The organism is Pseudomonas sp. o96-267 (assembly GCF_003935465.1).
In the GTDB taxonomy this organism is placed as follows: Bacteria; Pseudomonadota; Gammaproteobacteria; order Pseudomonadales; family Pseudomonadaceae; genus Aquipseudomonas; species Aquipseudomonas sediminis.
Map to the genome: position 1 here is coordinate 16,071 of NZ_RHQP01000023.1, position 25,952 is coordinate 42,022.

25 protein-coding genes, 1 tRNA gene and 3 pseudogenes are annotated in these 25,952 nt (G+C 58.5%); 19 read left to right on the top strand and 10 right to left on the bottom strand.

All coding sequences use genetic code 11. From position 1 onward, the window contains the following. Positions 1–50: 50 nt before the first annotated feature. Entirely contained in the window at positions 51–956 is a 906-nt protein-coding gene (locus tag EGJ86_RS16080) for a LysR family transcriptional regulator (RefSeq protein WP_037020081.1), read from the bottom strand. 502 nt (positions 957–1,458) lie between these two features. Here EGJ86_RS16080 and EGJ86_RS16085 point away from each other — a divergent pair. The 4 genes from EGJ86_RS16085 (at position 1,459) to EGJ86_RS16100 (ending at position 4,293) form a co-directional block, all read left to right on the top strand. After that, positions 1,459–2,700 (top strand): OprO/OprP family phosphate-selective porin, encoded by a 1,242-nt coding sequence (locus EGJ86_RS16085; protein WP_232531624.1) that lies wholly within the window; start codon positions 1,459–1,461, stop codon positions 2,698–2,700. A gap of 119 nt (positions 2,701–2,819) precedes the next feature. Then, positions 2,820–3,149 carry a DUF2790 domain-containing protein gene (locus tag EGJ86_RS16090; RefSeq protein ID WP_125835802.1) on the top strand — a complete coding sequence of 110 codons (330 nt, stop codon included), beginning with the start codon at positions 2,820–2,822 and terminating at the stop codon, positions 3,147–3,149. A 271-nt stretch (positions 3,150–3,420) separates the two neighbouring features. Beyond that, positions 3,421–3,496: transfer RNA gene (locus EGJ86_RS16095), tRNA-Thr, on the top strand. A 491-nt stretch (positions 3,497–3,987) separates the two neighbouring features. Then, complete coding sequence (locus EGJ86_RS16100) at positions 3,988–4,293, top strand: hypothetical protein (RefSeq protein ID WP_038664426.1); 306 nt, start codon at positions 3,988–3,990, stop codon at positions 4,291–4,293. Here the strand turns inward: EGJ86_RS16100 and EGJ86_RS16105 are convergent. Then, positions 4,290–4,544 carry a helix-turn-helix domain-containing protein gene (locus tag EGJ86_RS16105; protein ID WP_003464196.1) on the bottom strand — a complete coding sequence of 85 codons (255 nt, stop codon included), beginning with the start codon at positions 4,542–4,544 and terminating at the stop codon, positions 4,290–4,292. The genes EGJ86_RS16100 and EGJ86_RS16105 overlap by 4 nt on opposite strands. 96 nt (positions 4,545–4,640) lie before the next feature. Here EGJ86_RS16105 and EGJ86_RS16110 point away from each other — a divergent pair, with 96 nt between their 5' ends. The 6 genes from EGJ86_RS16110 to EGJ86_RS16135 all read left to right on the top strand — a co-directional run bounded on the left by EGJ86_RS16110 (position 4,641) and on the right by EGJ86_RS16135 (position 8,308). Beyond that, a complete protein-coding gene (locus EGJ86_RS16110) occupies positions 4,641–5,126 on the top strand; it encodes a hypothetical protein (protein ID WP_003464199.1) in 486 nt (161 codons plus the stop codon). Between the two features lie 4 nt (positions 5,127–5,130). Then, positions 5,131–5,856, top strand: coding sequence for a phage antirepressor N-terminal domain-containing protein (locus EGJ86_RS16115; RefSeq protein WP_003464201.1), 726 nt, complete (start codon positions 5,131–5,133; stop codon positions 5,854–5,856). 69 nt (positions 5,857–5,925) lie between these two features. After that, positions 5,926–6,255, top strand: a complete 330-nt coding sequence (locus tag EGJ86_RS16120; RefSeq protein WP_226342867.1) for a hypothetical protein — start codon at positions 5,926–5,928, stop codon at positions 6,253–6,255. A 54-nt stretch (positions 6,256–6,309) separates the two neighbouring features. After that, on the top strand, positions 6,310–6,636 hold the full coding sequence (locus EGJ86_RS16125; RefSeq protein ID WP_045107818.1) for a hypothetical protein: 327 nt from the start codon (positions 6,310–6,312) through the stop codon (positions 6,634–6,636). Between the two features lie 227 nt (positions 6,637–6,863). After that, on the top strand, positions 6,864–7,112 hold the full coding sequence (locus tag EGJ86_RS16130; RefSeq protein ID WP_125835803.1) for a hypothetical protein: 249 nt from the start codon (positions 6,864–6,866) through the stop codon (positions 7,110–7,112). Between the two features lie 233 nt (positions 7,113–7,345). Next, a complete protein-coding gene (locus EGJ86_RS16135) occupies positions 7,346–8,308 on the top strand; it encodes a site-specific integrase (RefSeq protein WP_003464213.1) in 963 nt (320 codons plus the stop codon). A 407-nt stretch (positions 8,309–8,715) separates the two neighbouring features. On the opposite strand, the pseudogene EGJ86_RS16140 reads toward EGJ86_RS16135, so the two are convergent. Together EGJ86_RS16140 and EGJ86_RS24990 are read right to left on the bottom strand one after the other, a co-directional pair. Then, positions 8,716–8,871, bottom strand: a pseudogene (locus EGJ86_RS16140) (IS21 family transposase); the annotation flags it as partial. Between the two features lie 164 nt (positions 8,872–9,035). Beyond that, complete coding sequence (locus EGJ86_RS24990; protein WP_153529665.1) at positions 9,036–9,194, bottom strand: hypothetical protein; 159 nt, start codon at positions 9,192–9,194, stop codon at positions 9,036–9,038. Between the two features lie 89 nt (positions 9,195–9,283). Between EGJ86_RS24990 and EGJ86_RS16145 the strand changes: the two genes are divergently transcribed. Continuing rightward, complete coding sequence (locus tag EGJ86_RS16145; protein ID WP_003464215.1) at positions 9,284–11,365, top strand: S9 family peptidase; 2,082 nt, start codon at positions 9,284–9,286, stop codon at positions 11,363–11,365. 338 nt (positions 11,366–11,703) lie between these two features. Here EGJ86_RS16145 and EGJ86_RS25650 read toward each other — a convergent pair. The 4 genes and pseudogenes from EGJ86_RS25650 to EGJ86_RS16160 all read right to left on the bottom strand — a co-directional run. Next, positions 11,704–12,105, bottom strand: a pseudogene (locus tag EGJ86_RS25650) (very short patch repair endonuclease); the annotation flags it as partial. Positions 12,106–12,424: 319 nt separating this feature from the next. Continuing rightward, positions 12,425–12,589 (bottom strand): hypothetical protein, encoded by a 165-nt coding sequence (locus EGJ86_RS25110; protein WP_010563435.1) that lies wholly within the window; start codon positions 12,587–12,589, stop codon positions 12,425–12,427. Then, the gene (locus tag EGJ86_RS16155; RefSeq protein WP_003464218.1) at positions 12,589–13,623 is read right to left on the bottom strand and encodes a DUF4105 domain-containing protein; all 1,035 of its coding nucleotides are present in this window, start codon (positions 13,621–13,623) and stop codon (positions 12,589–12,591) included. Before EGJ86_RS16155 ends, EGJ86_RS25110 begins: the two co-directional genes overlap by 1 nt. After that, positions 13,620–15,542: a triacylglycerol lipase gene (locus EGJ86_RS16160; RefSeq protein ID WP_231998077.1), complete on the bottom strand. Its 1,923-nt coding sequence runs from the start codon at positions 15,540–15,542 to the stop codon at positions 13,620–13,622. The genes EGJ86_RS16155 and EGJ86_RS16160 overlap by 4 nt, the downstream gene beginning before the upstream one ends. A 300-nt stretch (positions 15,543–15,842) precedes the next feature. On the opposite strand from EGJ86_RS16160, the gene phaR reads away from it, so the two are divergent. Further along, positions 15,843–16,367: a polyhydroxyalkanoate synthesis repressor PhaR gene (gene phaR / locus EGJ86_RS16165; RefSeq protein ID WP_010563433.1), complete on the top strand. Its 525-nt coding sequence runs from the start codon at positions 15,843–15,845 to the stop codon at positions 16,365–16,367. Between the two features lie 34 nt (positions 16,368–16,401). Here the strand turns inward: phaR and EGJ86_RS16170 are convergent, their stop codons facing one another. Then, complete coding sequence (locus EGJ86_RS16170; protein WP_003464225.1) at positions 16,402–16,968, bottom strand: phasin family protein; 567 nt, start codon at positions 16,966–16,968, stop codon at positions 16,402–16,404. A 58-nt stretch (positions 16,969–17,026) separates the two neighbouring features. Here EGJ86_RS16170 and EGJ86_RS24995 point away from each other — a divergent pair, with 58 nt between their 5' ends. From EGJ86_RS24995 to gltS, 6 genes are read left to right on the top strand one after another with little or no spacing between them, the layout of a single operon-like run. Next, complete coding sequence (locus EGJ86_RS24995) at positions 17,027–17,176, top strand: hypothetical protein (RefSeq protein WP_153336801.1); 150 nt, start codon at positions 17,027–17,029, stop codon at positions 17,174–17,176. 39 nt (positions 17,177–17,215) lie between these two features. Then, positions 17,216–19,765, top strand: a complete 2,550-nt coding sequence (locus EGJ86_RS16175) for a DUF3141 domain-containing protein (RefSeq protein WP_003464227.1) — start codon at positions 17,216–17,218, stop codon at positions 19,763–19,765. Further along, positions 19,762–20,694, top strand: a complete 933-nt coding sequence (locus tag EGJ86_RS16180) for a phosphate acetyltransferase (RefSeq protein WP_003464230.1) — start codon at positions 19,762–19,764, stop codon at positions 20,692–20,694. The genes EGJ86_RS16175 and EGJ86_RS16180 overlap by 4 nt, the downstream gene beginning before the upstream one ends. After that, on the top strand, positions 20,691–21,899 hold the full coding sequence (locus EGJ86_RS16185; protein ID WP_003464233.1) for an acetate/propionate family kinase: 1,209 nt from the start codon (positions 20,691–20,693) through the stop codon (positions 21,897–21,899). Before EGJ86_RS16180 ends, EGJ86_RS16185 begins: the two co-directional genes overlap by 4 nt. After that, entirely contained in the window at positions 21,896–22,675 is a 780-nt protein-coding gene (gene fabI, locus EGJ86_RS16190; RefSeq protein ID WP_010563431.1) for an enoyl-ACP reductase FabI, read from the top strand. The genes EGJ86_RS16185 and fabI overlap by 4 nt, the downstream gene beginning before the upstream one ends. Before the next feature lie 15 nt (positions 22,676–22,690). Next, a complete protein-coding gene (gene gltS / locus EGJ86_RS16195; RefSeq protein ID WP_010563430.1) occupies positions 22,691–23,911 on the top strand; it encodes a sodium/glutamate symporter in 1,221 nt (406 codons plus the stop codon). Positions 23,912–23,962: 51 nt separating this feature from the next. Here the strand turns inward: gltS and EGJ86_RS16200 are convergent. Further along, positions 23,963–24,943 (bottom strand): annotated as a pseudogene (locus EGJ86_RS16200) (AraC family transcriptional regulator); the annotation flags it as partial. 241 nt (positions 24,944–25,184) lie between these two features. Here EGJ86_RS16200 and phbB point away from each other — a divergent pair. Then, positions 25,185–25,940, top strand: a complete 756-nt coding sequence (phbB, locus tag EGJ86_RS16205) for an acetoacetyl-CoA reductase (RefSeq protein WP_011911905.1) — start codon at positions 25,185–25,187, stop codon at positions 25,938–25,940. Positions 25,941–25,952 lie beyond the last annotated feature (12 nt).

The following is a 25,952-nucleotide window of genomic DNA, read 5'->3' on the forward strand; positions in this document are numbered from 1 at the left end:
GTGAGGCATCGTTGTTCTTGTAACCATGTTGTCGAGTTCGCCATGTAGCTTCACTGACCGTCATCAGGCAGAAACCACTGCCACCGCTCCTCGAACGCAGCCTGGATCAACGCCACCAGCCCAACGACGTCCTCGCGCTGCGCGGACAATGGTGCGCAGGACAGCCAGATCGATTGCCTCATGGGCTGCGTGAAGAGGGTGGGTAGCGATTGCAGGTTCGCATCGAGATGAGTGATGTAGTTCGGCATCAGACCAACGCAGGCGGCATGCTTGACCAGTTCCATCGCCCACTGCTGAGAATGCACTCGCGTCACTGCGCTGCGCCTTGAGTCCACCAGAGCATTCCACGGTGAGAACAGGGCCGATGTCGGGATATCGGCCTGCTGAACCAGCATGTAGTCATTCAGATCTTCGAGGCTGGCGGGGAGGCGCCGCTCACGCGCATAGCGCTTGGCTATGCACGCCTGAAAGTCGATGCAGGCCAGACGCTGCGGTCGCGTCATGGCGAAACCTGGGTCGGGTCGAGTCTGATTCGGATCGGCCAACCAGATCATGACCTCACTCTGCATTAACGGGCCACGTTCCTGGCGGATCAGTTCCAGGTGCACACCAGCATCCCTACGCAGAAAGGCCACCAGATGCCGTCCCAGAATATCGTTGAGCACCCTGTCGGGTAACGCCAAACGAAGCTTGGGTTTTTCAAGCAACGCGGCCTCTGGCCGCAAATCTTGATACTGGGCAGCCAGCTCTGCCTGCAAAGAACGACCGCGTACCGTTAGAGCAAGGGCGCGCTCCTGATACACGAAGAGCGCCTCTCCAACAGTTTTCTCGAGCCGCTGCAACTGCCTGCGTAGCACCATGGGAGGCAGGTTCAGACTGCGAGCAGCCTGCTTAAAACTGGCACAGCGCGCAGTCGTCAGGAAGCTTCTGGCCACCTGCCGTTCGACCTCAGCCACGGCAGCCCCCATAAGCGCCGTCCGGTATTCGATTCGATGTGTGACCCAGAAGCATCATGTAAGGCAGATGAGAAGTGATTGCGTGCAAGCAAGCCTACTCACCACCACCTATCACCAGCCTTGCTGGAAAATTACTTATCTGTAATGCGGGAACGTGACCCTCACCGAGCACTCAAACTTCGGCTGGTCTAGCTGGATCGCCCTTACCTTCGGCGTAGGGGTCATCACAGCCTGCGGTTTCACCAAACGGTAATTGAAGTGAAACCACCCACGGACGATTACCGAAAAGCCCCAACACCCGCCAACTCTGGGCTGGCAGAACCAGCCTACACCCCGCAATCAAAACGTCACAAAACAGACCAATAACCGTCACCCGAACTGCAAAGCATCGCGTCGCCAACACCCAGCACTCGGCGATAAGGAGCCATGCATGTTGATCAAAAGCACCCAACTCTCCCCACTAGCACTCGGCATTCTGCTAAGCCTGCCGGCCTTCTCGGTAATGGCCGGCACGGTCACCACCGATGGTGCTGACATCGTTATCAAGACCAAAGGTGGCCTGGAGGTCGCGACGACCGACAAGGCATTCAGCTTCAAGATCGGTGGGCGTCTACAGGCCGACTATGCGATGTTCGACGACTACTACACCCGTAATGGCAACGCTGCCGATGCGGCATACTTCCGTCGCGCCTATCTGGAATTGGGTGGCACTGCTTACAAAGACTGGAAGTACCAGGTCAACTATGACCTGTCACGAAACACCGGTAACGACAGCGCAGGTTATTTCGATGAAGCCAGCGTGACCTACACTGGTTTCAGCCCCCTGAACATCAAGCTCGGGCGTTTCTACACCGACTTCGGCTTGGAAAAGGCTACCAGTTCCAAATGGACGACAGCCCTGGAACGCAACCTTTCATACGACCTGGCCGAATGGACAAATGACAACTCGGGCATGGGCGTACAGGCCAGCAGCGTACTCGCTGACAGCGTGTTCCTGTCAGGCAGCGTTTTCAGCGAGAACAATAACGATACCGACGGCGACAGCGTCAAACGCTACAACGCTCGCGGCGTTTTTGCGCCGTTGAACCAACCGGGTAACGTTCTGCATGTAGGCCTGCAGTACGCCTATCGCGACCTCAGTGGCAGTGCAGTGGATACTCGCATTCGCTCGCGTATGGGGATGCGCGGCGTCGATACCAACGGTGGCAACAGTGCCGGCGCCAACGGCAACCGTGCGCTGTTCGGTGGTAGCGCGGCCACTGCCGACCTCTGGGAAGACGATGCCGTTTGGGGCGTAGAAGGTGCATGGGCACTGAATGCCTTTTCGATTCAGGGCGAATACCTTAGCCGCACACTCAAGGCCGATCAGGCTAGCAGCGATATAGACGCCAAGGGCTACTATGTGCAGATGGCCTATACGCTCACAGGTGAGCCGCGCCTCTATAAACTCGATGGAGCCAAGTTCGACACCATCAAACCTGCCAACAAACAGTTAGGCGCATGGGAGTTATTCTACCGATTCGACTCGATCAACATAGAAGATGACAACGTGACCAGTAGTAGCGCGACGCGGCAAGTCGGCGATGCAAGCGGCAAGGCTCACACCTTGGGTGTCAACTGGTACGCCAACGACGCGGTAAAGATCAGTGCCAACTACATCAAGGCCAGTACCGACAGGGTCAGTAACTCGGTCGGTGATGATAGCGGCGACGGCGTCGTCATGCGCTTGCAGTACGCATTCTGAGTCAGTCGCTGGCAGGTGCCCTCACCTGCCAGCCCCTTTCGCGATTGTAATGTTGGCGCAATGCCTGGGTAAGGGACGAATCGCTAATGTTTGCTAAACACTAGCCAACGGGCCTACTCATGAAACTGCTCAAACGCCTCCTTCCGATCGCTCTTCTGCTGGCTGCTGGCAGCACTTACGCACAGTCCTTTCCAGAGGACAAGGTCAGGCAGATCGAACAGAAGAGTATCGAGATCGCTCAGAAATACGCAGAGCGCACCGGAAAGCCGGTGCCTGAAATTCAGGACTATCGCTACAGCATGAAACTGAATGTTGCCAAAGTCATTTATCAGAGCCCGAACATCGAGTACTGCGGCGTAGTACCCCAGATCATGGTATTCGAAGACTCGAATGATGAACTTCGCAGCATCCGCTATCGGAGCTATGGCGAGTGCCGTAATCAGAGATAAGCAAACGATAGAGGTGGGCGCGGCGCATCATGGAGCGCCCCCTATACTCAGGATTCGCCAATCCTTCCGGGCACTGGTATTTCTCAAGGATAGAGCCCAAACCTCAGCCATGCGGCGATGGCAACTTGACACATCACGCTTCCTTTGCCAAATTCCGCCCCGGAGGATTCGTGTGCCCCGCAGCGTGTGCCCTGAAGGCTGACGCGCAACTGAAACAGGTCATAACCGGTTTACAGCGCCCAACCAATCGCTATAATGGCGCCCCCACCTAGCCGGTATAGCTCAGCTGGTAGAGCAACTGACTTGTAATCAGTAGGTCCCGGGTTCGACTCCTGGTGCCGGCACCATACAAATCAAAGGGTTACGTGAAAGCGTAGCCCTTTTTTGTGCCTGAAATTCGGCTTGGGGTAGGATTGGGGTAGGGATTTGCCACCACACCACCACTCGGTTAGAAAAAATCTGCGCCAGTCTTACGACCGCTCATCGGGCTATTTCATCCGCCATCACCGATGACGCCCTCCGCATCACATCCCCCGCCATCAAAATCTAGGCATTACCAGCATCTTGAAGGCTACTCATGGTCAGAGCCTTTTTCGCCGATATCCCGTAAAGTGCCACCTTGCAGGGCCTCTGCGGGCAGCATAGGGTGATTGGGCGGGTCGACAGACCTGGCTTCAGGAACACAGCGCCAGAGGATTCTTGTGTCATGGTGGCTGCATGCGGGGCGCTTCGGCGCGCCGAGTTCCTAGAGTCTCGGTCTTCCACACCCGCATGCAGCCGCCACCCTTCGTGTGGAAGCGAAAGGTGGTGGCCTCTCTAAAACTCTAGAGGTCACCCTATGCCGCAGACCAACATCCCTTCGGGCACCACCGACTCAGTGCCCCAAGCCCTCGACGCGTTTAATGGCCTGTTCACTGTTCGCACTGACGTCACCTCCGGCCAACTGCATGATGAAGCCCAGCTTCGCCAAAACGCCGCAGTCGGCATGCTCCACGCACTCTCCAGTGCAAGTGACTTGAACACCTTGGAAAACCATTTGCTTCTGGACTGCATCATGGCACTACGGCTGCTGTGCTCCGATGCGGCTGCGCTGTACGCGGCAGCATGCGAACGCAGCAAAGCAGAAAATCTGCTCCAGCCTTAAGCGTCCTTACGCGCTAACTCGGTCTCGAAGCGCTGCACGAATTCGACGAGGCCGATGTTCAGCGCGTGGCAGATATCCCGCAGTTGGACGAGATCAATCCGGCGCAAGCCGCGCTCGATATCGCTAGCAAACGACTGTGGGCGCTCCAGCGCTTGGGCGAATTGCGCCTGGGTCAAACCAGCTTCCACTCGACACTGCTTTAGCAGTCTGAGCAGCACCAGGTTCTCATCCCGATACACCGACTTTTCCAACGGGTACACCTCACGCTTGACAATCCGGCAAGGGTATATCTAATCTACAGATATCTGATTTACAGATTATCTGGATAAAGGTTCACGGAGCCATTCATGGATACCCTCACCAAGACACCATCGAGCAATTCGGAAATCCTGTTTTTGATCGACAAGAAAACACAGCAAACCAAGATCGAACTTGGCTCACTGCTCTGCGCGTTCAGCGCACCCACCACCCTGGCTAAAGCTGCAGCTTCGATCTGGGAAAACGAGCTCTTAATTAAAGAGGATCCCGACTCAGGATCACCGCTGTACTACTTACCAATGCAGCTATCTGCTGACTTCATCGATCTGATTCTTGACCAGTTGGATTCAGATAGCAGAACAGATGCCGTGCAATTCCGAGATGCTTGCCGAACCATTGAAGCTAGCGCCAACAAGATTTCCAGGCTGCAACAGACCAAACCCCACGTCTACGAGACATGGCTGAAGTGGATGGACTCTGATGAAGCCACGCAAACAATGCACAAGATCCTCAGCAGACAGCATCAACACCCACCGGCCACTTCCCCCAACCATGCAGCTCCGGGAGGACAGTAATCCGATGCGCGCCACCAAAATCAAAATCCAGGGACTGTCGATTCCAAGTCTGATCAGCAGCGACAATGAGCGTTACTGGCCGATACGCCCCATTTGCGAAGCTATGGGTCTTAACTGGCATGCTCAAGCCGCCAAACTGCAGCCCCCTCGCTACAGCCCGACCGAGCATGACGTTGCCCTGCCTGGGGAACCACTGCTGAAACGAATGCTGTGCCTGCCGCAGTCGGAATTCGAGTTCTGGCTGAAAAGCCTTAGCTCGCGCAAGGTTTCCCCCGGCGCCCGCATGCGACTCGATCAGTTGCGCGCACATTTCTTTGGTGAGCCCACACCGCTGGCAGGGCCGACACCGCCAACTGCAACGGCAGCACCTGCGGTGCTGAAGCGGATTCTGAACTGGCGAGCGCAACAGGCTGAGCCAGGAAACCGCAAAGCCGTGCTCAAAGAGCTCTCCGACCAATTCAGTGCGAAAAACGGTTTTGAAATTGCTGAAGCGCAGGAGCACCAGTTGCGTGGAGCCGTCGCTTCGCTCAGCACGATCATTTATCAGCATGACCGCTCGAAATCGCCAAGCCAGATGCCTGTTTCACAACGGGTCGACGCGATCATCAAATCCATCGTGGATGCCCGCCCTCAGCGCATTCATCTGCTCGACTCGGACTTTGCGGCCCTGTTGTGCAGCATTGAGCTTGAGGAGCACCACCATAGCAGCGCTCAGCACGAACAGCCTTAGACCATGGCCACACTTAGGGAAATGGCGGACTTGCTGTATTCAGCAGGCGAGCCGATGAGCGGCAGTGGCATGAACGACACTGAGGCCATGGCCTATGCACGGCAGCATTTTGTTTATGGCGGCTATTGCTTGGTGCGGAACTGGCGGTGGCTTGATCTGGATGTCACTGAAAGCCAGCGCCTACAACTGGCAAAGACCCGACGACAACCTGCTCTGGTCTATGCACACACGGTTATCTTCGACAGTGAAAGACGGTGGGATGTCGGAGACTTCGTCCGAACGTCGCTTCTGCACCATCACGAGGAGTTCCATTTCAGAACGCTCAATACAGCCTACTTGCTTCTAGGACCAGGCACGCGCATCCAGGTCAGCGCAGACGCCGTTGCGAGCATTTTCTGATCGAGCCAACACATTTACTGATCTGTCGACATAGCCATGTATACACACCCAGTCTTGCAGAAGCTGCTGGAGCAGGTCGAAGACCTTCCTTTCAGCAGACCCGTCACCGGATACCTGACTGATGCCTATATTCGCGGATCAAGCGGCTACGGGATCACTTACCGGCATGTGAGAGCTGATCGTTTCAGTGACGGTGCCTACATTCATACATCAGCCATCGTTCAGGCTGAGCGAGAGGGGCCGTTTTGGGTGCTGCACACGCTAAGTGGCAGCTTCTACGTAATCCTCAGCTTCAACATTTTAAAAGGTGCGCAATCGCTGGATGACTATCTGCATCGAATGCTAACTATGGAGTATCCAGAGCCATGGCAGCTGCACTAGCAGTGCGATGGGATAGCCGATGCGACATGACCTGCGTATCGCAGGAGGCACTGCGACACTCAGTGAGTGTCGCGGAACCCCTATGCGACACACGTGGACTGTCGCACAGATACGCTGCGACACGCTGGCCATGTCGCAACGATACACCGTGTATGTCGCACCATGACTTTGCGACACTCGGGGTCGTGCCGCTAGCGGCAGTTTGAGTGCCCAATACGGCGCTGAAAGTGGCCCAAACCGACACCGAGCTGGCCAGTTATGGCGCTCAGCGTGCCAAAACTGGCACTCCTTTTTTTGGTTATATTATCGCTACAACCCTTGAAAACACTGACTTCGGCGACTTTTTTCATAACCAAATCGCCACTGCGTGGCTAGCATTTTTGAATGCCCCATTTCGACACGCCAGCCACGCACCGCTTCGCGCTACCCCGGCTCGTCCTTTCAGCGCCATGGCGCTGGCTGCTCTTCGATTTTGATGACAAAACGCTTGCGCGCGCTTTTGCTCACGGCGCACGCTGAATTTAGATGAAGCGGGTCGCGTGAGTGAGAGCGCGCAACCCTTACTCGCGCCGCGAGTAAGGGGGCGTTGAGGCAGTTCGGACGTAACGAGAAAAACGGAGCGGCTGCGGAGTGTTTCAGTGGAGTTCGAGCTGACACAACGCCGTTCGCGAAGCGGCTTAGCTTTGTCATCAAAACAACAAGAAGAGAGATGACAGCGATGCAACCTACGACCTTGCAGCGGTACCAAACCCGGGCACAAAACTTTTATCGGTCTCACTGCGGTGAGGACGATCCATCTTCGGCGCAGATCTGCGCAGCTTTGCTTGCCTGTGCACCGGACTATCGACCGAATGCGTTCAGCACCCTCAAGAACACCCTAATGAATGACCAGCTTGCCCGGCGAAACATCGAGGCAGCAAACACCATCAGAGCGCTGGTCAACCCGGTCACGGCACCAGGCAGTCAGATAGTGAAAAAGCCCAAGCCGGGGCAGATTCGGAAAGTCCCCTTCGAAGACTTTAAATTGCTGCACCAGCACCTGCGCGCAGGCGGCAATCTCGACGAAGCCGCATCACTGGTGCTCGCTTATTGCCTCGGTGTACGCCCATGCGAGATGCGCACGATCACTATCTCCGGCAACCACGTGCACATCATTGGAGGCAAGAAATCGGCTGAACTGCACCGTGGCGCTGACCGCACCTTGGTAATCGACAAACCAAGAACGCTGAAGTTGGTGGAATGGGCCGCGCAGTGGATGGCCGGGTGCCCACGCACTAATACCGCCATCAGAGACTGCCTGCGCAAGGAGTGCCGACGCCTCTGGCCCAAGAGGAAAAAGCAGCCAACGCTGAAAAGCTTCCGGCACCAGATGGGATCAATTCTGAAAGCATCCGGAGAAAGCCCAGAAAGCATGGCTTACATCATGGGGCACCAGTCCATCTCGTCGATCAGCGTGTACGGTGATGGCCGACTGGGCGCAGGCATGAAATCACATGTACGCCCCGCAGAGAGCGCCGTCTTGGCGAGCATTCGCCAGCCGCAGAAGCCACCTCGATATGGTCAGGGGCGCATTCTGGGAGCAATCGAATTTCCCGCCGCAACCCGGGGCCATTGGTATACGGAGATGAAGCAACGGCAAGCAGGCAAGATCCTACCTGCTCCGCAGTCGTAGCCACGTGACTGCTGTGAGTGGCCCCTAGTCGCAGGGATCTATAGCTCGCATGAAAAATCTCCAGACATGCTCGGGGCTATTGAATGAGCTATTGCGGCCAAGCACTCTGGGGCCGGGGAAGTATGGCTGTGGCACCTTGTGACCACCACCGTGGATGGGCACCAGCTCCACACTTGCCGTCCTAGCCTCCTGCCACTGGAATAGCTCAGGCTAGGGCTCGCTCGCATCACCTGGAAGCCGGAATACGCTGGACTAGTGCAGGCTGTGTATATCCAGCAAGTCGAGCAAAGTAGCTCTCGCTCACCTGCGCTGAAATCACCTAGCCTCGCTCGCTCATCCCCCAGAAGCCAACGTCTCCGCCCTCTACGGAATTGATAGGATCATCTGTGCCGTTGACCAGTATCACCAGCAATGCCTTGCTGACCGCGCCAGGCGCGGATGAACGCAGTGAGTAGGCTGCTCCCCACGTACCCTTCAGGCTTGATCTGCGCTAACAGCACTTTGGCGGCACGCCGTTGCGATTTGGGGTGCAGCGCATCAGCTTTTAATGCCTGGCGACATGTCAATTTACGGTGTGGGCGCTTGAGGTTCTGACACGTTATTCCGGGGGTTCTGACCCACTCGCGCTGATGGTTCTGTCCCTCCATTCCAGTGATTGTGAGCCACTTTGCTGGTGATTCTGACCCATCCCTCAAGCACTAAACTGTCTGCTCTCACGTCCTGTAGGTCACCGCAATTGATTGAGGAAGGCAGCAAAAATGTCTATGCCGATCTCGGTTGCACCGATGCTGACGTAATGCAGCGCAAGGCCAGTAAACGTTCGGCCAAGCCACCTTCCGAACTCCTGCATTAAGTCCTCGTTTTTTAAGCGGACGGCATCGCTCATCGATAGCGGTGATCACCCAGGTTGCAGGTGATGGTAGGCTTTACGCCAGCGGCTCTTTCACCAGCGAGCCATGAAGCCAGGAGTGCTCAATGGCCCACGTCTGGATAACATCCAAGCTTGCCAGCTTGGCCATATGCATAGCAGGGTTGATGTCGACTTCTCACCTAGTGGCTTCAACACAAGCCACAGAAAAACGGATATTCAAAACCGAAGATATCGCCAGGGTAAAAGAACTCGGCGAGCTGGCCATTTCTCCCGACGGGACAACACTAATTTTCCAAGTAACCGAACTGAACGGTGATGGCGATCAGCGGGAGGGCGCGCTCTGGAAGATGAGTCTGAAGGAACGACGCGCTTCGAAACTTTTCCCTGATCAGCATGATGACAGCATGCCTGCCTGGTCGCCTGATGGTTCGAAGCTGGCGTTCCTTCGAGCCGATGAGGGAGCGACGCAGCTTCATGTCCTGGATTTGACACGAGGCCTGGTCTGTTCACTGACCGATCTGGAGAACGGCGTTAACGACTATCGATGGTCACCTGATGGTCAAAACATTGCCTTCACCTCGGCTGTAGCCATCGCTCAGGCGCCCGTGCCGCCGCCTGGGGTCAGGATAATCACACGGGCCGATTTCCGATCTGAAGAAGTAGGGGGCGGTACTGCCTCTTTGCCCCAAATTTGGGTGGTGGCGGTCGACTCTCACTGTGGCACGCAGACCCCAAGACAGCTGACGCAGGCGTCTGTAGCAGCCACGTTGGCATTCTGGTCTGTCGATAGCCGCTCTATCCTGTTCACCACGAACGATACGATGGAAGCCTATTACGGCGCAGGCACGTCTACTTTGCGCAGTGTTGCCCTAATTGATGGCCAGCAGAGCGTGGTTAGGCCTTTCAAGGTGCCGGGAACCAGCACAGACATGGAAGCGGCTCCGCAGCTTTACCTCAGCCCCAACGGTTCGAAGGTCGCCTTTTCAATGGGCAATCCAGAAGCCCCGTCGGACTTCGCCCAAGATGATGTTTTCGTGATGGATATGGTTACTGGCGAAACTACCAACATAACCGTGGGCTATGACCGTGAGGTGGGCGGTGATGGATTGATGTGGCGGGATGATCGCCGACTGATCAGTATCAAAAGCGACGCGGGCAACGCCAATCTGATCGAGTTGGACATCCTGACCCAGAAGGTTCGGCCACTATGGATTGGCCGCCACGTGGTACAGAGTTTTCATCTAGCTCAGGAAAGCAATCGGCTGATTGCTGTCGCCTCTAGCTTCGTAAGCCCGCCTGAGCTTTATGAGGTTGCTGATGGTACCGGCATGCAGATATCCGAGATCAATCGGCATATTCGAGATGAATTGCTGCTCACTGCCCCTGAAGAAATCACATACGAAGGCCCAGGCGGCGAAACAATTCATGGCTACTTGCATCAGCCACCGATGCTCACTGCCTCGCAGAGGTATCCCCTGATCGTATGGGCGCACGGCGGGCCATATAGCTGGTGGAGCAGCGCTTTTGACGGAGATATCCAGGCCATGGCTGCTGCTGGCTATTTCGTCTTGTATGTGAACCCGCGAGGCAGCATGTCATACGGCCAAGTTTTTGCCGGCAGCCTCGCCGGAGAATGGCCAGGGCCTGAGTATGATGACACGATGGCGGGCGTGGATTACGTGCTTGCCCACCATGAGATCGATGCAGAAAAAATCGGCATCGCAGGTGGTTCAGCAGGCGCGATCCTGACGGACTGGGCCATAACCCACACGAACCGATTCGGCGCTGCCGTTTCGATCAGTAGCGTTGCGGATAATTCGCTCTATTGGTTCTTGGGCGATCAGCCTGACATGGCAGACCCCGATAAATATCCCTGGCTGGATGAAAAGGATAAGGCTCGGTCGCCGATAACTCATGGGCTCGACGTCTCGACGCCTACGCTTTTCATGAGTGGAACCAGAGACTATCGAACGCCTTCATCCGTAGGCAGCGAGTTGATGTTCAAGTTGCTTAAGCACCTGAGAGTGCCCACTGCACTGATTCAATTCGAGGGTGCGGGGCACGTTATTAGAGGAAGTAATGACGCGCGCCACCGTGGTCTCAGCATTCACTACCTGCTGCGCTGGATGGATCTGCACCTGAAAGGAAGAGCCGCCCCGGAGTTTCAGGTACGCCCCGCAGGCTAGCGCGCCATCTGGTGCGTTGAGAGTTCGATTGGCTCAGTGCGAGGGCGCAATCGCTGGAGCTGGGTGTCAGCATCACTGGAATACACACATAAGCCTGGGCTTACGATTCTTTAGGCGGTGTGGTCTTTCTCGATGGTGTGCCCGCTGGGCTCTGGCTCCCATATCGGGACGTGGATCAAGTCGCGCTGCACCCCAAAAACGGAAATCGGTTGATCTAGCTTGACCTGGTGAATGTGGGCCGGGCTCTGGCTATGCGGTGTGGATGACGTCACCACGCCGCGATATGGAGCAAGTTCCGTCGAGAGGTCAGGCCAAGAGACCGTTTTTTGATTAGAATTACGGATTGCATCCAAGACCCAGATTATCTCGGCATCAGGTGCACGTATCCCACATTCCCACAGCTGTATCACCCGCCACCCCGATGCCAGTAACACAGCCTTGTTCCTGGTATCTCGGGCGACGTTCTGGTCAAATTTTCTCTGCCAGAAGTCCAACCGGGTCTTGGGGCTAGTAGCGTAGCGACATCCGGGGTGTCTGTGCCAAAAGCAACCGTGAACAAAAATGCAGACACGATAGCGAGAAAGCACCAAATCAGGCTTTCCAGGAAGATCCTTCTGGTGCAGGCGATACCTGAAACCATGCCGATGCAGCAGGCGTCGGACCTTCATTTCTGGTGACGTGTTGCTGCCCCGAATGCCCGCCATCATGCGAGACCTGACTTCCTTACTGACTATGTCCATGACTCAAGGCCAAAAGAATCTTTTCGATAGTACGCCCACAGACCCTACAGGTGAGCTCGACCACGCCATTCAGGTGGTGGACCTCTTCGCGGGGCCGGGTGGCCTGGGTGAGGGATTCACTTCATTCGGGGACGGTAGACGGTTCGACATAGTTGTGGCAACCCAAGCGACATCACCCATTGGTAAAGTCATCAGGCTACTTTATCGAAATTCAAAACTAGCTCACCAATACCCCATCGAGAGCCTCCGCCCCGACTTAAGCTCACGGAACGGGCGCTCTGCTGCAAAAACTAACAAACAACGAGTGCAGGATGGTTCATTACCTCAGCTCAATGTAGATTTTGTAACCAATGGTAGCCAACATCACCACTATCCCTGTGGCCATCACCAGCACACCACTGTCCCGTTCCCGCCGGCTGTAGCCGACCATCAGGAGCAGGAATCCCAGGCCGATCAGGCCAATCATCACTTCAAGTTCTCGCATCAGTCTCTGCCTTCATCATTGTGGCTGGTATCGGTGGGAGACACCCAGCCGGGCACTCCGCGCCGGATCTGCCTGGAAAAATCGCTCGCATCGTTGGCCATCCGTGCCCGTTCGGTAAAGCGCCCGTGCTGACGCAACGTATCGAGGCTGTAGCCACCCTGCAGGCCACCGACCGACATGACATAGGCCGGCAGGTAGCCTGTCAGCAGCAAACGGTAATCGACCGGCAGTCCGCCAATGATCGTCTGCAGCATGTCGAAAACGATGGTGGTGCAGTTGGCCGTAATGGTGTTGTAGAAACGCGGCTGATCGACCAGGGCGTTGGCCTGCTGCACATAGGAGAGCAGCAACGCACGCATCGCCTCGTCGGGCATAGCAATACGATAGAGATAGCTGTCTTCGCCGCGCACGTTGGTGCGCACGCGCAAGGCATCACGCTCGTCAGTGGCGACGATGCTCAACTCGAACTGCTTGAAGAAACCACCAATCTCCGAATAGGCCTCGCCTTGCTCCTTGCGCACCTCAACGGTGAACGTCAGAAAACGCCCATCCGTGAAGCCGAAAGAAACCAGAACATGGGCGATGGCCGGCATGCCCCAATAGGAGGTGATCAGGTCGACCGAGGCGAGCTGGTCGAGATCGTAGCGACGTGTTTCCCAGGCAACGTCATAGTCATCATCGCTGCGCCAGTTGAAGTTGCGCACATTGTGCAGGATGAGCTGATTGCCCACGAGCTCGCCCTGGGTCATCTGCGCGACATCACCAGCCCAGATACGCTGGTTTGACGGTTCCAGGCTTGTCCACCAGACCAGCAACGCGGCGAAGACAAGCACCTGACCGACAAGCGCCAGTATGGGACGCCCGCGCCACAGCAGAACCTGCAGAATGCAGCCAAGCAGGCACCAGCCCGCAATCAGCACCCAGGTTGCCAGCCCTCCAGTCTGGTAGAACAGCGCCAGCACGCCCCAGGCCATGATCAGAAAAAACGACAGCGCGAGGACACTGCGCAGGAGAAGACCCAACAGCCCGTTCATGGCGCTCGTACCGTAGCCACCTTGGGGCTGGCCAGGCCGGTGAGGTGTTCATGCAGCACGCGGCGAATTTCGATGATCGCCTGCGGTGTTTCCTGCACGCTGTGCCACGATGGCACGACCAGCTCCGAGTCGGCGCCAGCCAGGTGCGAGCTGGCGTACGGCACCACGCCGTCACTGGACAGCAGGACCTCGAGGTCTGGCGTGTAGTTGCCGATGATCGAGTGATAGTGCACTCGTGGCGAAATGGGCAGGTCGGCTGCGGCCTTGACGAAGGGGTCCTGGTTGCTCAGGTTGTCGATGCTGTTGAGGGGGCGCACCAACGCGACCGGTGCCGCCGCATTGGGGTCAACCAGCACTTGGGCAACCTCCTTGAAACGGTTCAACATCGACACCGGCATCTTCACCAGCCCTGCGGCCCAGCGCGACACGCGATTTTCGGCAAACGGGGTACCCCGGTGTGGCGCCGCAGCGAATACGGCCCGGCTCACCTGAGGCAATGGCTCGAAATACAGGTAGGGCCCGAGCTTCGCCCGGGCTTTTTCCAGGCGCGCGCCTTGCATCCCGTAACTTCCCAGCATGGCATCCCACAACTGGTCACCCGATGAGGACAGCATCAGCCGTGACAACACGCCCCCCATGCTGTGCCCGACCAGCACCATATCGTGGCTGGCCTTGGCCGTGCCTTGCGGATCGAAATTCGCCAAGGTCTGCTCGATGGCCTCGCGGATGGCCTGATTGTTGACGGCCAGCGGCAGGTTGGTCGGGTAGTAGACCTGCCAGATCTGGTAATTGCGGCGCAGTTCCTCGTCGCCCAGCACTTCATTGGCCACGTTGATCCAGGCCTCCGGGCTGCTGGCCAGGCCATGCAGCATGACCACGATGCGCCGGTCGGGATCGAACGGCTGCAGCAGGTAGACATGGGGGCGTTCCAACACTTCGCCGCGTCCGACCAGAGTCAGCAGGGACTGCCGGGCAAACCCGGAACGCGCCAGCCACAGGCCATAGCCCGACGTGAAGTTGGCCGCCAGGGGCGCCTGCACACCTGCCATGTCCACCGAATCCTGCCGGTAGGGGTCATAACCGATCACTTCCACCTGATAGGTGGACAACACCTGCTCCAGGGTCTCCCCGGGAAAGCGCGCCACGGCAGTAATCGCCGGGAAGGGGGTTTCGCTCCAGGGTATTTCATCGCTCCCCTTGCTCACCACGCGCTTGGCCGTCACCGCTACCAACTCGGCACCCAGTCCATCCCGACGGTACTGGTTGCGCAACCCGCCAAAGGACAGGGACGCAGCCGGAATCAGCTCCTTCGGCAACAGGCGGTCATCGGCCAGCCTCACATCGGTCATGCGCCCGCCGATCGTCCAGCGCCCGGTCTTGAGGCGGAAATTACCCTGAGTGTCCTCGGGTGATGGTGGCCGTCCACGGTAGCGATCGAAGACCTCGACGAGCGCCTGCTGCACCGAAAAGTTGTAGTAGTCGCGCACCTGCGTCTGCCGGTCTTCCAGGGCGCGCTGGCTCGGTGTGCGGGTGGTCAGGAAGAGGTAGGCGTAGGCATACCGGGCACTCTCCAGGTAGGCATCGGTGCGGGCCTCCGCCGCCATCACCTTGCCGCCGTCCTGGGCTTCCTTCAGCCACAGCTCGGCCAGCGTGGAAAGCCGCTGTTCGTCACGCAACCCCGTTGTGCTGTCCAGCGCCTCGCGGCAGGCCGGCAGGTCAGCAAGGCAGCGCTTCTCATCACTGCCCACGACCTGCAGGGCAGCAACCGCCGAAGCACTGAGGTTGCCGGTGGTCAACACATCACCGCGGCGCTGGGCCAGGTAATCATTGTTGCTGACCGCCGTGACCTTGACCCCTGCACACCCGGCCAGCACTAGAACCAGCAGGACTGACGGAAAGCAACGCAGTGAACGACTCACAGTGAACGAAGTGGTGGTATAAGTTGAAGAGCTCACAATCGGTAGATACCCATTACGTCGGAAATGGCGCGGATCATCACGATCCGCATATGGTTCAGACGCCATCTCGACTGATACAGCGCGAAGTGATTCTGCTGGCGGTAGATGCCAGCCCCAAGTAAGTATCTGCGAATATCTTACGGCCTTATATCCGAAAAACTAAAACAACCAATTATCCCCGCATTAACAATATATCTACACCGGGAGAGGCCTGAGATAATACCTGCCACAGACACTCCGACTCATAATGAGACGCTACACATGTCCGATGACGGCCACAGAGCCCCACGCCTGATCAAGAAATACGCCAACCGCCGTTTGTACGACACCCATACCAGCACCCACGTCACCCTCCCCGACATCCGCCAGTTGGTCATCGACGAAGTACCGTTCCAGGTGGTCGACGCCAAGACTGGCGAGGATCTGACTCGCAGCATCCTGCTGCAGATCATTCAGGAAGCGGAAAGCGACGGCGAGCCGCTCTTCTCCAGCGATATGCTCAAGGGCATCATCCGTTTCTATGGCCCATTCCAGGGCATGCTCGGCAACTATCTGGAAAAGAGCATCCAGACTGTGATCGAAATCCAGACCCAGACCGGGGTGCAATCCTCACAGGCCTGGAGCGACTTTATGCACAAGCAGGTGCCCGTCATGCAGGAGATGATGAGCCAGTACGTAGAACAGTCGAAGAAGCTCTACTTGGGCACCCAGAACCTATTCGGTATGTTCGGCGGCATCCCACCCGGCAATTTCAGGCAGACGAAAAAAGACGGTGATGAGCAATGAAACTCATCACCGTCCGTGACACGGCCGCCCTGCCTTACTTGCGCCCGCCCGCAGCCTTGCCGGCTTCACGAGTGGCCTGACCGGCCGCGGAAGCGGCGGCAGCGATGCCGTTCTCAGCGATCTCGGCTGCCTGCTTGGCGGCTTTCTGCGCGCTTTCATAGACACTGCCGGCGCTTTCCAGTGCCGACTTGAGCACGGCTACCGCCGGTTCCGCACCCGCCGGGGCGTTTTTGGCGATAACGTCCACCAGTTCCCGCACCTGCTTGGTGCCCGCCTCGACCTGGCGCTCGGCAAGCTTGGCGATATCCGCCTGCGTGCTGGAGACCAGATCGTACACCTCGCGATTGAACTCCAGCAGGCGCTCCGCCTGGGCTGCCGGCTGAGCGAAGGACGCCTGCAACTCGGCGAAGGCCTGCGGGTCACGCACTGACAGCAGCTTGCGCAAGCTGTCGAACTGCTCGCCACTGGAAGCGCGTAGCGCCTTGAATTGCAACTGACTGAGCTGCTCGACGCTCTCGAATACCTTGCCACTGATCTGCTGCAGCAGGTCAAGGTTGGCTTTCTGTGCGCTTTGCAGTTTTTCCGAATCAAAAAAAGACATGGTCGGATCTCCTGGCAATGGGGAAGGCCACCTACGGCCTGACACGCGAAAGCCATCCATGATGGAGCTGCCGCGCCAGCATAATATTGCACCGCACAAAAAAGATCGCAAGAGCTTTTTTGCACTGCAAAAAAATTTTGCCCAAGCCGCAGCGATTCGCTATAAACCTAGCCTTAACGCCATGCAGCCTCTCCAAGGGGAGGATTGAGCGCAGGCCTTTAGCACGCCACCGAGATAGGAAATGCTCATGAGCCAGGAAAGTTTTTTTGCGAAGCGAGAAGACAGCTTTTCCTCATTCCATAATCTGTTCGAACACCTCAGCCGTCTGCAGCAGTTGCACGGCAAGCTTATGCTCGATGCCTTCGGCCAACGCCATGCGGCCCTGCTCGCGCCCCTCAACGAAGGTCGCCTGCGTGCCCCCAGCCCGGGAGACTGCTGGGAATACCTGGTCGACTGCGGGCAACGCGGCCTGCTGTTCTGGGATGCACTGCGCCAGCGTGGCGACAATACCCTGGCCCACGAGCGCGCCGGCTATCCCCTGCTGCTCAAGTTTCCCTACGAGGTGCTGATCGACGGCCACGACCTGCCTCATCCGGTCAACTATTCCCTGCTGCGCATCCTTCCAACGGCTGACCAGCCAAGCGATGCCACGCGTCAGCCGGTCATCGTCATCGATCCGCGCGGCGGTCATGGCGCCGGCATCGGCGGCTTCAAGCAAGACTCCGAAATTGGCGAAAGCCTGCGCGCCGGGCATCCGACCTATTTCATCGCCTTCAGCCATGCCCCCGCGCCCGGCCAGACCCTGCTCGACATCGCCGAGGCCGAAGCCCGCTATATCGAAACGGTCAGCGCGCGCCATCCCGAGGCCGGCAAGCCGGTGGTGATCGGCAACTGCCAGGCCGGCTGGGCGCTGATGGGCCTGGCGGCGGCACGTCCGGAACTGCCGGGCCTGGTGATCGTCAACGGTGCGCCGCTGTCCTACTGGGCCGGCGTCAACGGGCGCAACCCGATGCGCTATGCCGGCGGCCTGCTCGGCGGCGCCTGGATGACCCGCCTGGGCAGCGACCTGGGCAACGGCCGCTTCGACGGCACCTGGCTGGTCAGCAACTTCGAGAGCCTGAACCCGGCCAACACCTACTGGAGCAAGTACTACAACCTGTTCCGCGACGTCGACGCCGAAACCCCGCGCTTTCTCGATTTCGAACGCTGGTGGGGCAGCCCGACCCTGCTCAACAGCGAGGAGATCGAGGTGATCGTCGACGACCTGTTCATCGGCAACCGCCTGGCCGGCGGTTCCGGTCGCACGAGCGGCATCGATCTGAAACGCATCGAGGCGCCCGTGGTGGTGTTCTGCTCGTACGGCGACAACATCACTCCGCCGCAGCAGGCACTGAACTGGATAGCCGACGTCTACCCCAGCGACCTGGCACTGCGCAGCGCCGGACGCACCATCGTCTACCTGCAGCATGCCAGCATCGGCCACCTGGGCATCTTCGTCTCCGGCAAGGTCGCCCGGCGCGAACACCGGCAGCTGCTCGGCGCCATCGATGCCATCGCCCTGCTGTCGCCTGGCCTGTACGAGTTGATGATCGACGATCTACCGGCATCCCCCAGTGGTGACCAGGCGTATCAGGTACATTTCGAGTCCCGGCGTATCGCCGATATTCTCGCCCACGATGAAGATGGCCGAAGCGACGAGCGTGAATTCGCCCTGGTCGACCGCGTCTCCGGACTCAACAGCACGCTTTACGACTGGTTCGTGCGGCCCTGGATGCGCAGGGCGATCAACGAACCACTCGCCGAATCCCTGCGCAAGAGCCACCCATTTCACCAGCAGCAGATCGTCTGGAGCAGCCTCAATCCAGCCCTCTGGTGGCTGGCGGGAAGCGCGGCCCTGACCCGCACCAATCGCCGCCCGGCATCCCCCAACAACCCCCTGCTTGCCTGGCAAGAGGTATTCTCCAGCGTCATCGAGGCCCAGCTCGATGGTTATCGCGACATCCGCGATGCATCCCAGGAGTTGCTCTTCCACAGCTTCTACGGCGGGCTGAGCACCCTGACCGGAGGGCAAGCACCGCGCTCGCAACAGAGCCACATAGAACAACGGGACAAGGCTCTGATCGAGCATCTGCACGACTCGCTTCTCCAGGGTGGGGAGCGGGAAGCGCTCATTCGCATTTTCTGCCTGCTCGCACGTGCCAGCGGCAGGTTCGGCAAAGAACGCATCGAAGAGCTCGCCCAGCGCGCTCGCACGCTCTCGCAACAGCTCGGCATCGACCCTCTCGCCGTACGTGACAGCGTCCGCCTGCAGGATCTACTGGTCTTCGCCCACCCCGAGGAAAGCCTGAACACCTTGCCCCTTTTGCTAGCCAAGGCCAGCCAGCGTGAAGTCGTCCTGACAGCCGCCACGCACCTCGTGCCTGAGTTGCTGTACGCCGAGGGTGCCGTGGGTGATCTTTGGCGTCGGTTGCATGATCTGCTCGAACACCCATTGCCGGATTTCGCCCAACCATCCGTGCCACTCATCACGGTGGACAGCCCGCCAGAGCAAATCCAGGCAAGCCTGCGCCTCCCCGAGGCGGACGCCCCTACGTCCAAGGCCGCCACGCGACCAAGGAAGAAAAATGCCGCCCGGCCTGCCAAGGCGCAGGCACAGACTGATGCCAGCCCGCCCCCGGCAGCGACCCGGAGCAGGAGCCCAGTGGCCGCGCCGGAAAAACCAGCACGCATCAAGGCAACCCGCTCCGCGCCCGCACCTGGCCTCGCGAGCCCGGACAAGGGAGGCAACGCCGAATGAGCTTGGATCACTACCAGGCGCTGCTGAACCGCTGCGCCGAGATTGGCCCGCTGCCCACCATCGTCGTGCATCCTTGCGAGGCGAACGCGCTACGCGGGGCGCTGGAGGCCACCCAGGCCGGGCTGATCACACCGATTCTGGTTGGCCCGCGCCAGAAGATTGCGGCAACCGCCAGCGAAGCCGGTCTGGATATCGACGGGCTGACCGTGGAGGACGTGCCACACAGCCACGCCGCCGCCGAGCGTGGTGTCGCCCTGATCCGCCAAGGCCGTGGCGAGTTGCTGATGAAAGGCAGCCTGCACAGCGATGAACTGCTGCATGCCGTGGCCGACCGCGAAAACGGTCTGCGCACGGAACGGCGCCTCAGCCATGTGTTCGCCATGAGCGTGCCCAGCTACCACAAGCCGCTGTTCGTCACCGACGCGGCGGTCAACATCTTCCCCGGCCTGGAAGACAAGGCCGACATCTGCCGCAATGTGATCCAGATGCTGCACGCTCTCGGCATCGAACAGCCCAAGGTTGCGCTGCTGTCGGCGGTGGAAACCGTCACCGCCAAGCTGCCTTCAACCCTGGAGGCCGCCGCACTGGTGGTCATGTCCCGGCGCGGACAGATCGACGGCGCGCTGCTCGACGGGCCACTGGCCTTCGACAATGCGATCAACGCCGAAGCCGCGCGGGTCAAGGGTATCCACTCAGAAGTCGCCGGCGACCCGGACATCCTGCTGGTACCGGACATGGAAGCGGGCAACATCCTCGCCAAGCAGCTGATCTATCTAGCCGGAGCCGAAGCTGCTGGCATCGTCCTTGGCGCCCGAGTACCTATTGTTTTCACCAGCCGCGCTGACAGTCCAAGAGCGCGCATCGCCAGTTGTGGGCTGGCCGTGCTACTTGCCGAAGCACGGCGCGCTCGCCTGGGGATACCTGTATGAGCCCTGTTCAGGACGAACTCATCGTCACCGTCAACGCAGGCTCTTCGAGCATTAAGACCGGCCTATTCTCCGGTCGCCGGGGCGAAGATCAACCTCGCTTGCTGGCGCGCGGAAAGCTGGACGGGATTGGCGTGGCGCCACGTCTACAGGTCGTCATGGCCGACGGAACGATAATGCAGGACACGAGTTTCGAGCCGGAACAGATTGCCAATATGCAGGCGGCCTTCCAGCAGATCTATCGTGTCCTTGAAGAAGGCCTACAGGATCGCCCACCGGTGCTGATCGGCCATCGTGTGGTGCACGGGGGCATGGATTTCAGCGCACCGGTGCGCGTGGATCACACTACACTGGCACGTCTGAAGACGCTGGAGCCTCTGGCACCACTGCATCAACCGCACAACCTCGCGGCAATCCATGCCGCGCTCGAGCACGACCCTCAACTGCCCCAGATCGCCTGCTTCGACACGGCTTTCCATGCTGGACGCAATGAAATCAGTCAACTCTTCGGCTTGCCCTACGCGCTATACGAACAGGGCGTACGCCGTTACGGCTTTCATGGCCTGTCCTTCGAATACGTCAGCCAGCGCCTAATCGACAAAACACCGGAGCTCGCTACTGGCAAGCTGGTCATCGCTCACCTAGGCAATGGTTCCAGCCTTTGCGCTATCGAAGCTGGCCGCAGCATCGAAATGACAACAGGTTTTAGTGCTCTCGACGGCTTACCCATGGGAAGCCGCTGCGGCGCCGTGGATCCAGGCGTATTGCTGTACCTGCTGGGGCAAGGCATATCTGTTGATGAGCTGGAAAAACTGCTGTACAGACAATCCGGCCTGCTCGGCATATCCGGGGTCAGCAGCGACATGCGCAAGCTACGCGCCAGCAACGAGCCGCGCGCGGCCCTGGCCATCGACTACTACGCCTACCGTATCGCCCAGGAAGTCGGTCGGCTTGCCACATGCCTGGGCGGACTGGACGCACTGGTATTCACGGCCGGTATCGGCGAGAAGGATGCTGAGCTGCGTGCCCAGGTACTACAGCATCTCGCGCCGCTCTTCGGGCTGCAGCTAGACGACACGGCGAACCGACGCAACGCCGAGCTTATATCCGGTACATCCAGCACCCGATCAGTATGGGTCATCCCCACCGACGAAGAGAGCATCATCGCGCGCCATAGCTGGCACCTGTATCAGGAGCAACACCCATGAGCATCAAAGAAAGTCTGTCCCTGGCTGGCAAGCGCGGCCTGGTGGTAGGCATCGCAAACACCCATTCGATCGCCTGGGGCTGTGCCCAAGCGCTACATGAAATGGGCGCGGAACTGGCCATCACCTGGCTGAATGAGAAAGCCAGGGCGCATGTCGAGCCCCTGGCGCAACAGGTGCAAGCCAGCGTGCGGATGCCGCTGGACGTCACCCGGCCCGGCGAGCTAGAGGCTCTATTCGAGCACATTACAGAGCAATGGGGATCACTGGACTTCGTCGTACACTGCCTGGCCAGCGCACCCAAAGAGGAAATCCGCGGCCGCCTGCTGGACAGTTCCAGCAGCGGCTTTCAGCAGGCCATGGACATTTCCTGCCACTCCTTCATCCGCATGGCGCACCTGGCCGAGCCGTTGATGCCCCAGGGCGGCAGTCTGGTAACCATGAGTTACTTGGGAGCCCAGGAAACGATCGAAGGATACGCACTGATGGGCCCAGTCAAAGCCGCCCTGGAATCAAGTGTGCGCTACCTGGCCACCGAGCTGGGGCCACACAACATCCGCGTGCATGCCATTTCCCCCGGCCCCATGCCGACTCGAGCAGCATCCGGGCTGAAAGACTTTGATCACCTGCTGCAAACCTCTACCCATCGCGCGCCCCTGCGCCGCCTAGTCAGCTTGGAAGAAGTCGGCGGTCTGTGCGCATGGCTGGTCAGTAATGCCAGTCAGGGCCAAACTGGCGGCGTCCACTTCGTCGATGGCGGCCTGAACATCCTCGGCTAACCGCAAGGACTCTTCATGCAGGACAATACCTTTCTCGTTGAGGGGCTGGTCAGTTTTACTCTGGCGATCATGCTGCTGTTCGCGGGCAAGAGGCTCGCACAGCGTTACGAACCACTAGGCCGCTACAGCATTCCAGAACCAGTGCTCGGTGGCTTCCTTTGTGCCGCTGTTACCGCCGTTCTGTTCTACATACTGGATATCGAAGTGGTCTTCGACCTGGAGGTACGCGATGTACTGCTGCTCTACTTCTTCGCAGGCATCGGGTTGAAGTCGGATATCCGCAACCTGGTCAAGGGTGGCCGCCCGCTGCTAATTCTGCTGGTACTCGCCAGCGTGTTCATCGTCTTGCAGAACCTGCTGAGTATGGGCGTGGCCAGCGGTTTCGGCCTGGATCCCAGAGCCGGCCTGATGCTCGGCTCGATCTCGCTCACCGGCGGCGTCGGTACCACCCTGGCCTGGGCACCGCTGTTCACCGAGCAATTGGGCATCGAAAATGCCATGGAGCTAGGTATTGCCAGTAACACAGTGGGGTTGATCGCAGCGTGCTGTATCGGCGGGCCGATCGCTAACTACCTGATACGCCGCCACGCCTTAACCCCCTCTCGCGATTCAGACCTGGAAGTTGGAGTACCAGCAACCTCGGCAGACATCTCCGCCCCCATCAGCCATTACGACATCCTGTGGGCCTGGATGTGGTTGAACATGACGCTGATGTTGGGCCACGGCTTCAACTTGCTGCTGCTCAACAGCGGAATCACCCTCCCCTCGTTTGTCAGTTGCCTGTTGGCCGGGATCGTCATTCGTAACCTGTTGCAAGCAGCCATCGGCGGTCAACGCATCAAGCACTGGAGCGGAGCCGGCCAAGGGTTGGCGCTGATATCCGATATCTGCCTGGGTATGTTTCTAGTCATGGCGCTGATGGGACTGCAGTTGTGGCAGTTAGGCGGTGTTCTGGTCTTCGTCGTCACAGCCCTGACATTGCAGATAACATTGACGATCCTCTATACCGTATTGCTGGTTTTCCGTTGTATGGGCCGCAACTACGAAGCCAGCGTGATAGCCGCCGGCTTCGGCGGCATCGCCCTGGGTTCAACTGCAACGGCCATCGTCAACATGACGGCAGTTACTCAGCGCTACGGAGCCGCGCACCAGGCGTTCATTATCGTTCCGCTGGTCTGCGGCTTCTTCATCGATATCGTCAATGCACTGATCATCAGCCTGATGAGCGGCATCTGAGACATCCTCATGGGGCGTACTCTGCTCGCCTTCGTCCAGCCGGTATCGACCCGGAGACCTCCCGAACCAGCGCAGGCAGGCCTTGTGGAAACTGCTCTGATCGTGGAACCCCAGGTACTCGGCCACCTGGGTCAGACTGTATGAGCTGCGGCACAGGTAATAATCGGCCGACTGCCGGCGAACATCACCGAGAATGTCCTTGAACTTCAGCCCTTCCTTTTCCAGGCCTCGCTGCAGGGTACGCTTGCTCATGCAAAGAGCCAGTCCGATCGACTCCATGTCGCATCCTTCCTGACCCAGGCGCTCGATTATCAGGCCACGCACGCGCCCCCCCAAGGAGACACCACCCAACTGCCCCAGACGAAACTCGGCGAAGCGCTTATGTAACAACGCAAGCGCCTCATTGGCCGTGCTCAACGGGCGCAACAATTCTTGCTGGTCGAACAGGACACTAGTGTGCTGGGCACCGAAACGTAACGAACACCCGAATAACTGCTGATATTCAGGGAGATTACCCGGCTCGTCATGGACAAAATCGAATTGCAGCGGTTGCGGCAGCCCTCCCCCCATCAGCCAACGGCAAAAACCCAACAGGGCTGCGGCACCGGCATCCTCAAACGCTCGATTTCTGGGACAGCCCTCTTCAGGATGCTCCAAACATGTCAAACGCAGACGCCCGCCTTGCTCAGGAGACAGTGCGAGAGTGACACCATTGCCAAGTAGCAAGTGAAAACGCACAAAATGCTCCAGAGCCTGTTTCAGGTTGGCACTGGACATCATCACGTAGCCCACCAACTGGAAACTGCCAGGTTTGAAATGCACGGCAGCCTTGAGGCCGAGATTCGGATTGTCCGAATCCAACTCGGCCAGCGCCATCAGTCGATAGGCGCTAGCGCGCGTGAAGAACGCATCCTCCTGTGCCAGCAAACACATATCGATTCCTGCCTCACGACACAAACGCACCGCATCCAGTCCCTCCGCCTGCAGCATAGCCACCAGCATCCCGACGTAACTGGAACTGATCCTGTACATAGCATCCCTCTGCGCCCGTTCCCAGCCGAAAGGCAAACGATTGATCGCCGTGAAATACGCATATTAGAGGCCCGCAAGGCATTCTTCCTGATCCAGATCAAGACCAGGCCGAACCACTGTCAAAACGCGACAGAATTGGCGCGCAAGGACAACCCAGCGTCACCCAGAAACATTGTTCCTGCCCGTGAAGCACCGGAAGCTTGACCAAAATATCAAGGCTTCGATTAAGGAGGCATGGTCAGTGGCTACTTCGAGTAATTCGACACGTATAGCACTGGTCACCGGCGGCATGGGCGGCATCGGCACAGCGATCAGCCAGCGCCTGCACCAGGATGGTTTCACCGTAGTGGTGAGTTGCGGCCCCTACTCAAGCCGCAAAGCCTCTTGGATGGCGAAGCAATTAGAGGCTGGCTTCCACTTCCACTGCATCGACTGCGACATCACCGACTGGGACAGCACCCGCCAGGCTTTTGAGATGGTGCGCGAAAATGTCGGCCCGATTGATGTACTGGTCAACAATGCGGGGATCACCCGAGACGGTACGCTACGCAAGATGCCTCCCGAAAACTGGAAAGCAGTGATCGATACCAACCTCACCGGCCTGTTCAACACAACCCGTCAGGTCATCGAGAGCATGCTGACCAAGGGCTGGGGGCGTGTCATCAACATATCCTCGATCAATGGACAGCGGGGTCAGTTCGGCCAGACCAACTACTCTGCAGCCAAAGCCGGTATCCATGGTTTCAGCATGGCTTTGGCCCGAGAAGTGAGTGGCAAGGGCGTGACCGTCAATACGGTTTCCCCTGGCTATATCAAGACAGATATGACTGCGGCAATTCGCCCAGACATCCTTGAAGGCATGATTGCCGGAATCCCCGTCGGTCGCCTCGGCCAGCCTGAGGAAATTGCCTCGATCGTAGCCTGGCTAGCCTCTGATCAATCCGCCTATGCCACCGGCGCCGACTTCTCGGTGAACGGCGGCATGAATATGCAGTGATGCGCAATCGAC

Coding starts and splice junctions, on each gene's coding strand:
- EGJ86_RS16085 (WP_232531624.1), top strand. CDS start 1,459: ATGGCCGGCACGGTCACCACCGATGGTGCTGACATCGTTATCAAGACC.
- EGJ86_RS16090 (WP_125835802.1), top strand. CDS start 2,820: ATGAAACTGCTCAAACGCCTCCTTCCGATCGCTCTTCTGCTGGCTGCT.
- EGJ86_RS16100 (WP_038664426.1), top strand. CDS start 3,988: ATGCCGCAGACCAACATCCCTTCGGGCACCACCGACTCAGTGCCCCAA.
- EGJ86_RS16110 (WP_003464199.1), top strand. CDS start 4,641: ATGGATACCCTCACCAAGACACCATCGAGCAATTCGGAAATCCTGTTT.
- EGJ86_RS16115 (WP_003464201.1), top strand. CDS start 5,131: ATGCGCGCCACCAAAATCAAAATCCAGGGACTGTCGATTCCAAGTCTG.
- EGJ86_RS16120 (WP_226342867.1), top strand. CDS start 5,926: ATGAACGACACTGAGGCCATGGCCTATGCACGGCAGCATTTTGTTTAT.
- EGJ86_RS16135 (WP_003464213.1), top strand. CDS start 7,346: ATGACAGCGATGCAACCTACGACCTTGCAGCGGTACCAAACCCGGGCA.
- EGJ86_RS24990 (WP_153529665.1), bottom strand. CDS start 9,194: ATGAGCGATGCCGTCCGCTTAAAAAACGAGGACTTAATGCAGGAGTTC.
- EGJ86_RS16145 (WP_003464215.1), top strand. CDS start 9,284: ATGGCCCACGTCTGGATAACATCCAAGCTTGCCAGCTTGGCCATATGC.
- EGJ86_RS25110 (WP_010563435.1), bottom strand. CDS start 12,589: ATGCGAGAACTTGAAGTGATGATTGGCCTGATCGGCCTGGGATTCCTG.
- EGJ86_RS16155 (WP_003464218.1), bottom strand. CDS start 13,623: ATGAACGGGCTGTTGGGTCTTCTCCTGCGCAGTGTCCTCGCGCTGTCG.
- phaR (WP_010563433.1), top strand. CDS start 15,843: ATGTCCGATGACGGCCACAGAGCCCCACGCCTGATCAAGAAATACGCC.
- EGJ86_RS16170 (WP_003464225.1), bottom strand. CDS start 16,968: ATGTCTTTTTTTGATTCGGAAAAACTGCAAAGCGCACAGAAAGCCAAC.
- EGJ86_RS24995 (WP_153336801.1), top strand. CDS start 17,027: ATGATGGAGCTGCCGCGCCAGCATAATATTGCACCGCACAAAAAAGAT.
- EGJ86_RS16175 (WP_003464227.1), top strand. CDS start 17,216: ATGAGCCAGGAAAGTTTTTTTGCGAAGCGAGAAGACAGCTTTTCCTCA.
- EGJ86_RS16180 (WP_003464230.1), top strand. CDS start 19,762: ATGAGCTTGGATCACTACCAGGCGCTGCTGAACCGCTGCGCCGAGATT.
- EGJ86_RS16185 (WP_003464233.1), top strand. CDS start 20,691: ATGAGCCCTGTTCAGGACGAACTCATCGTCACCGTCAACGCAGGCTCT.
- fabI (WP_010563431.1), top strand. CDS start 21,896: ATGAGCATCAAAGAAAGTCTGTCCCTGGCTGGCAAGCGCGGCCTGGTG.
- gltS (WP_010563430.1), top strand. CDS start 22,691: ATGCAGGACAATACCTTTCTCGTTGAGGGGCTGGTCAGTTTTACTCTG.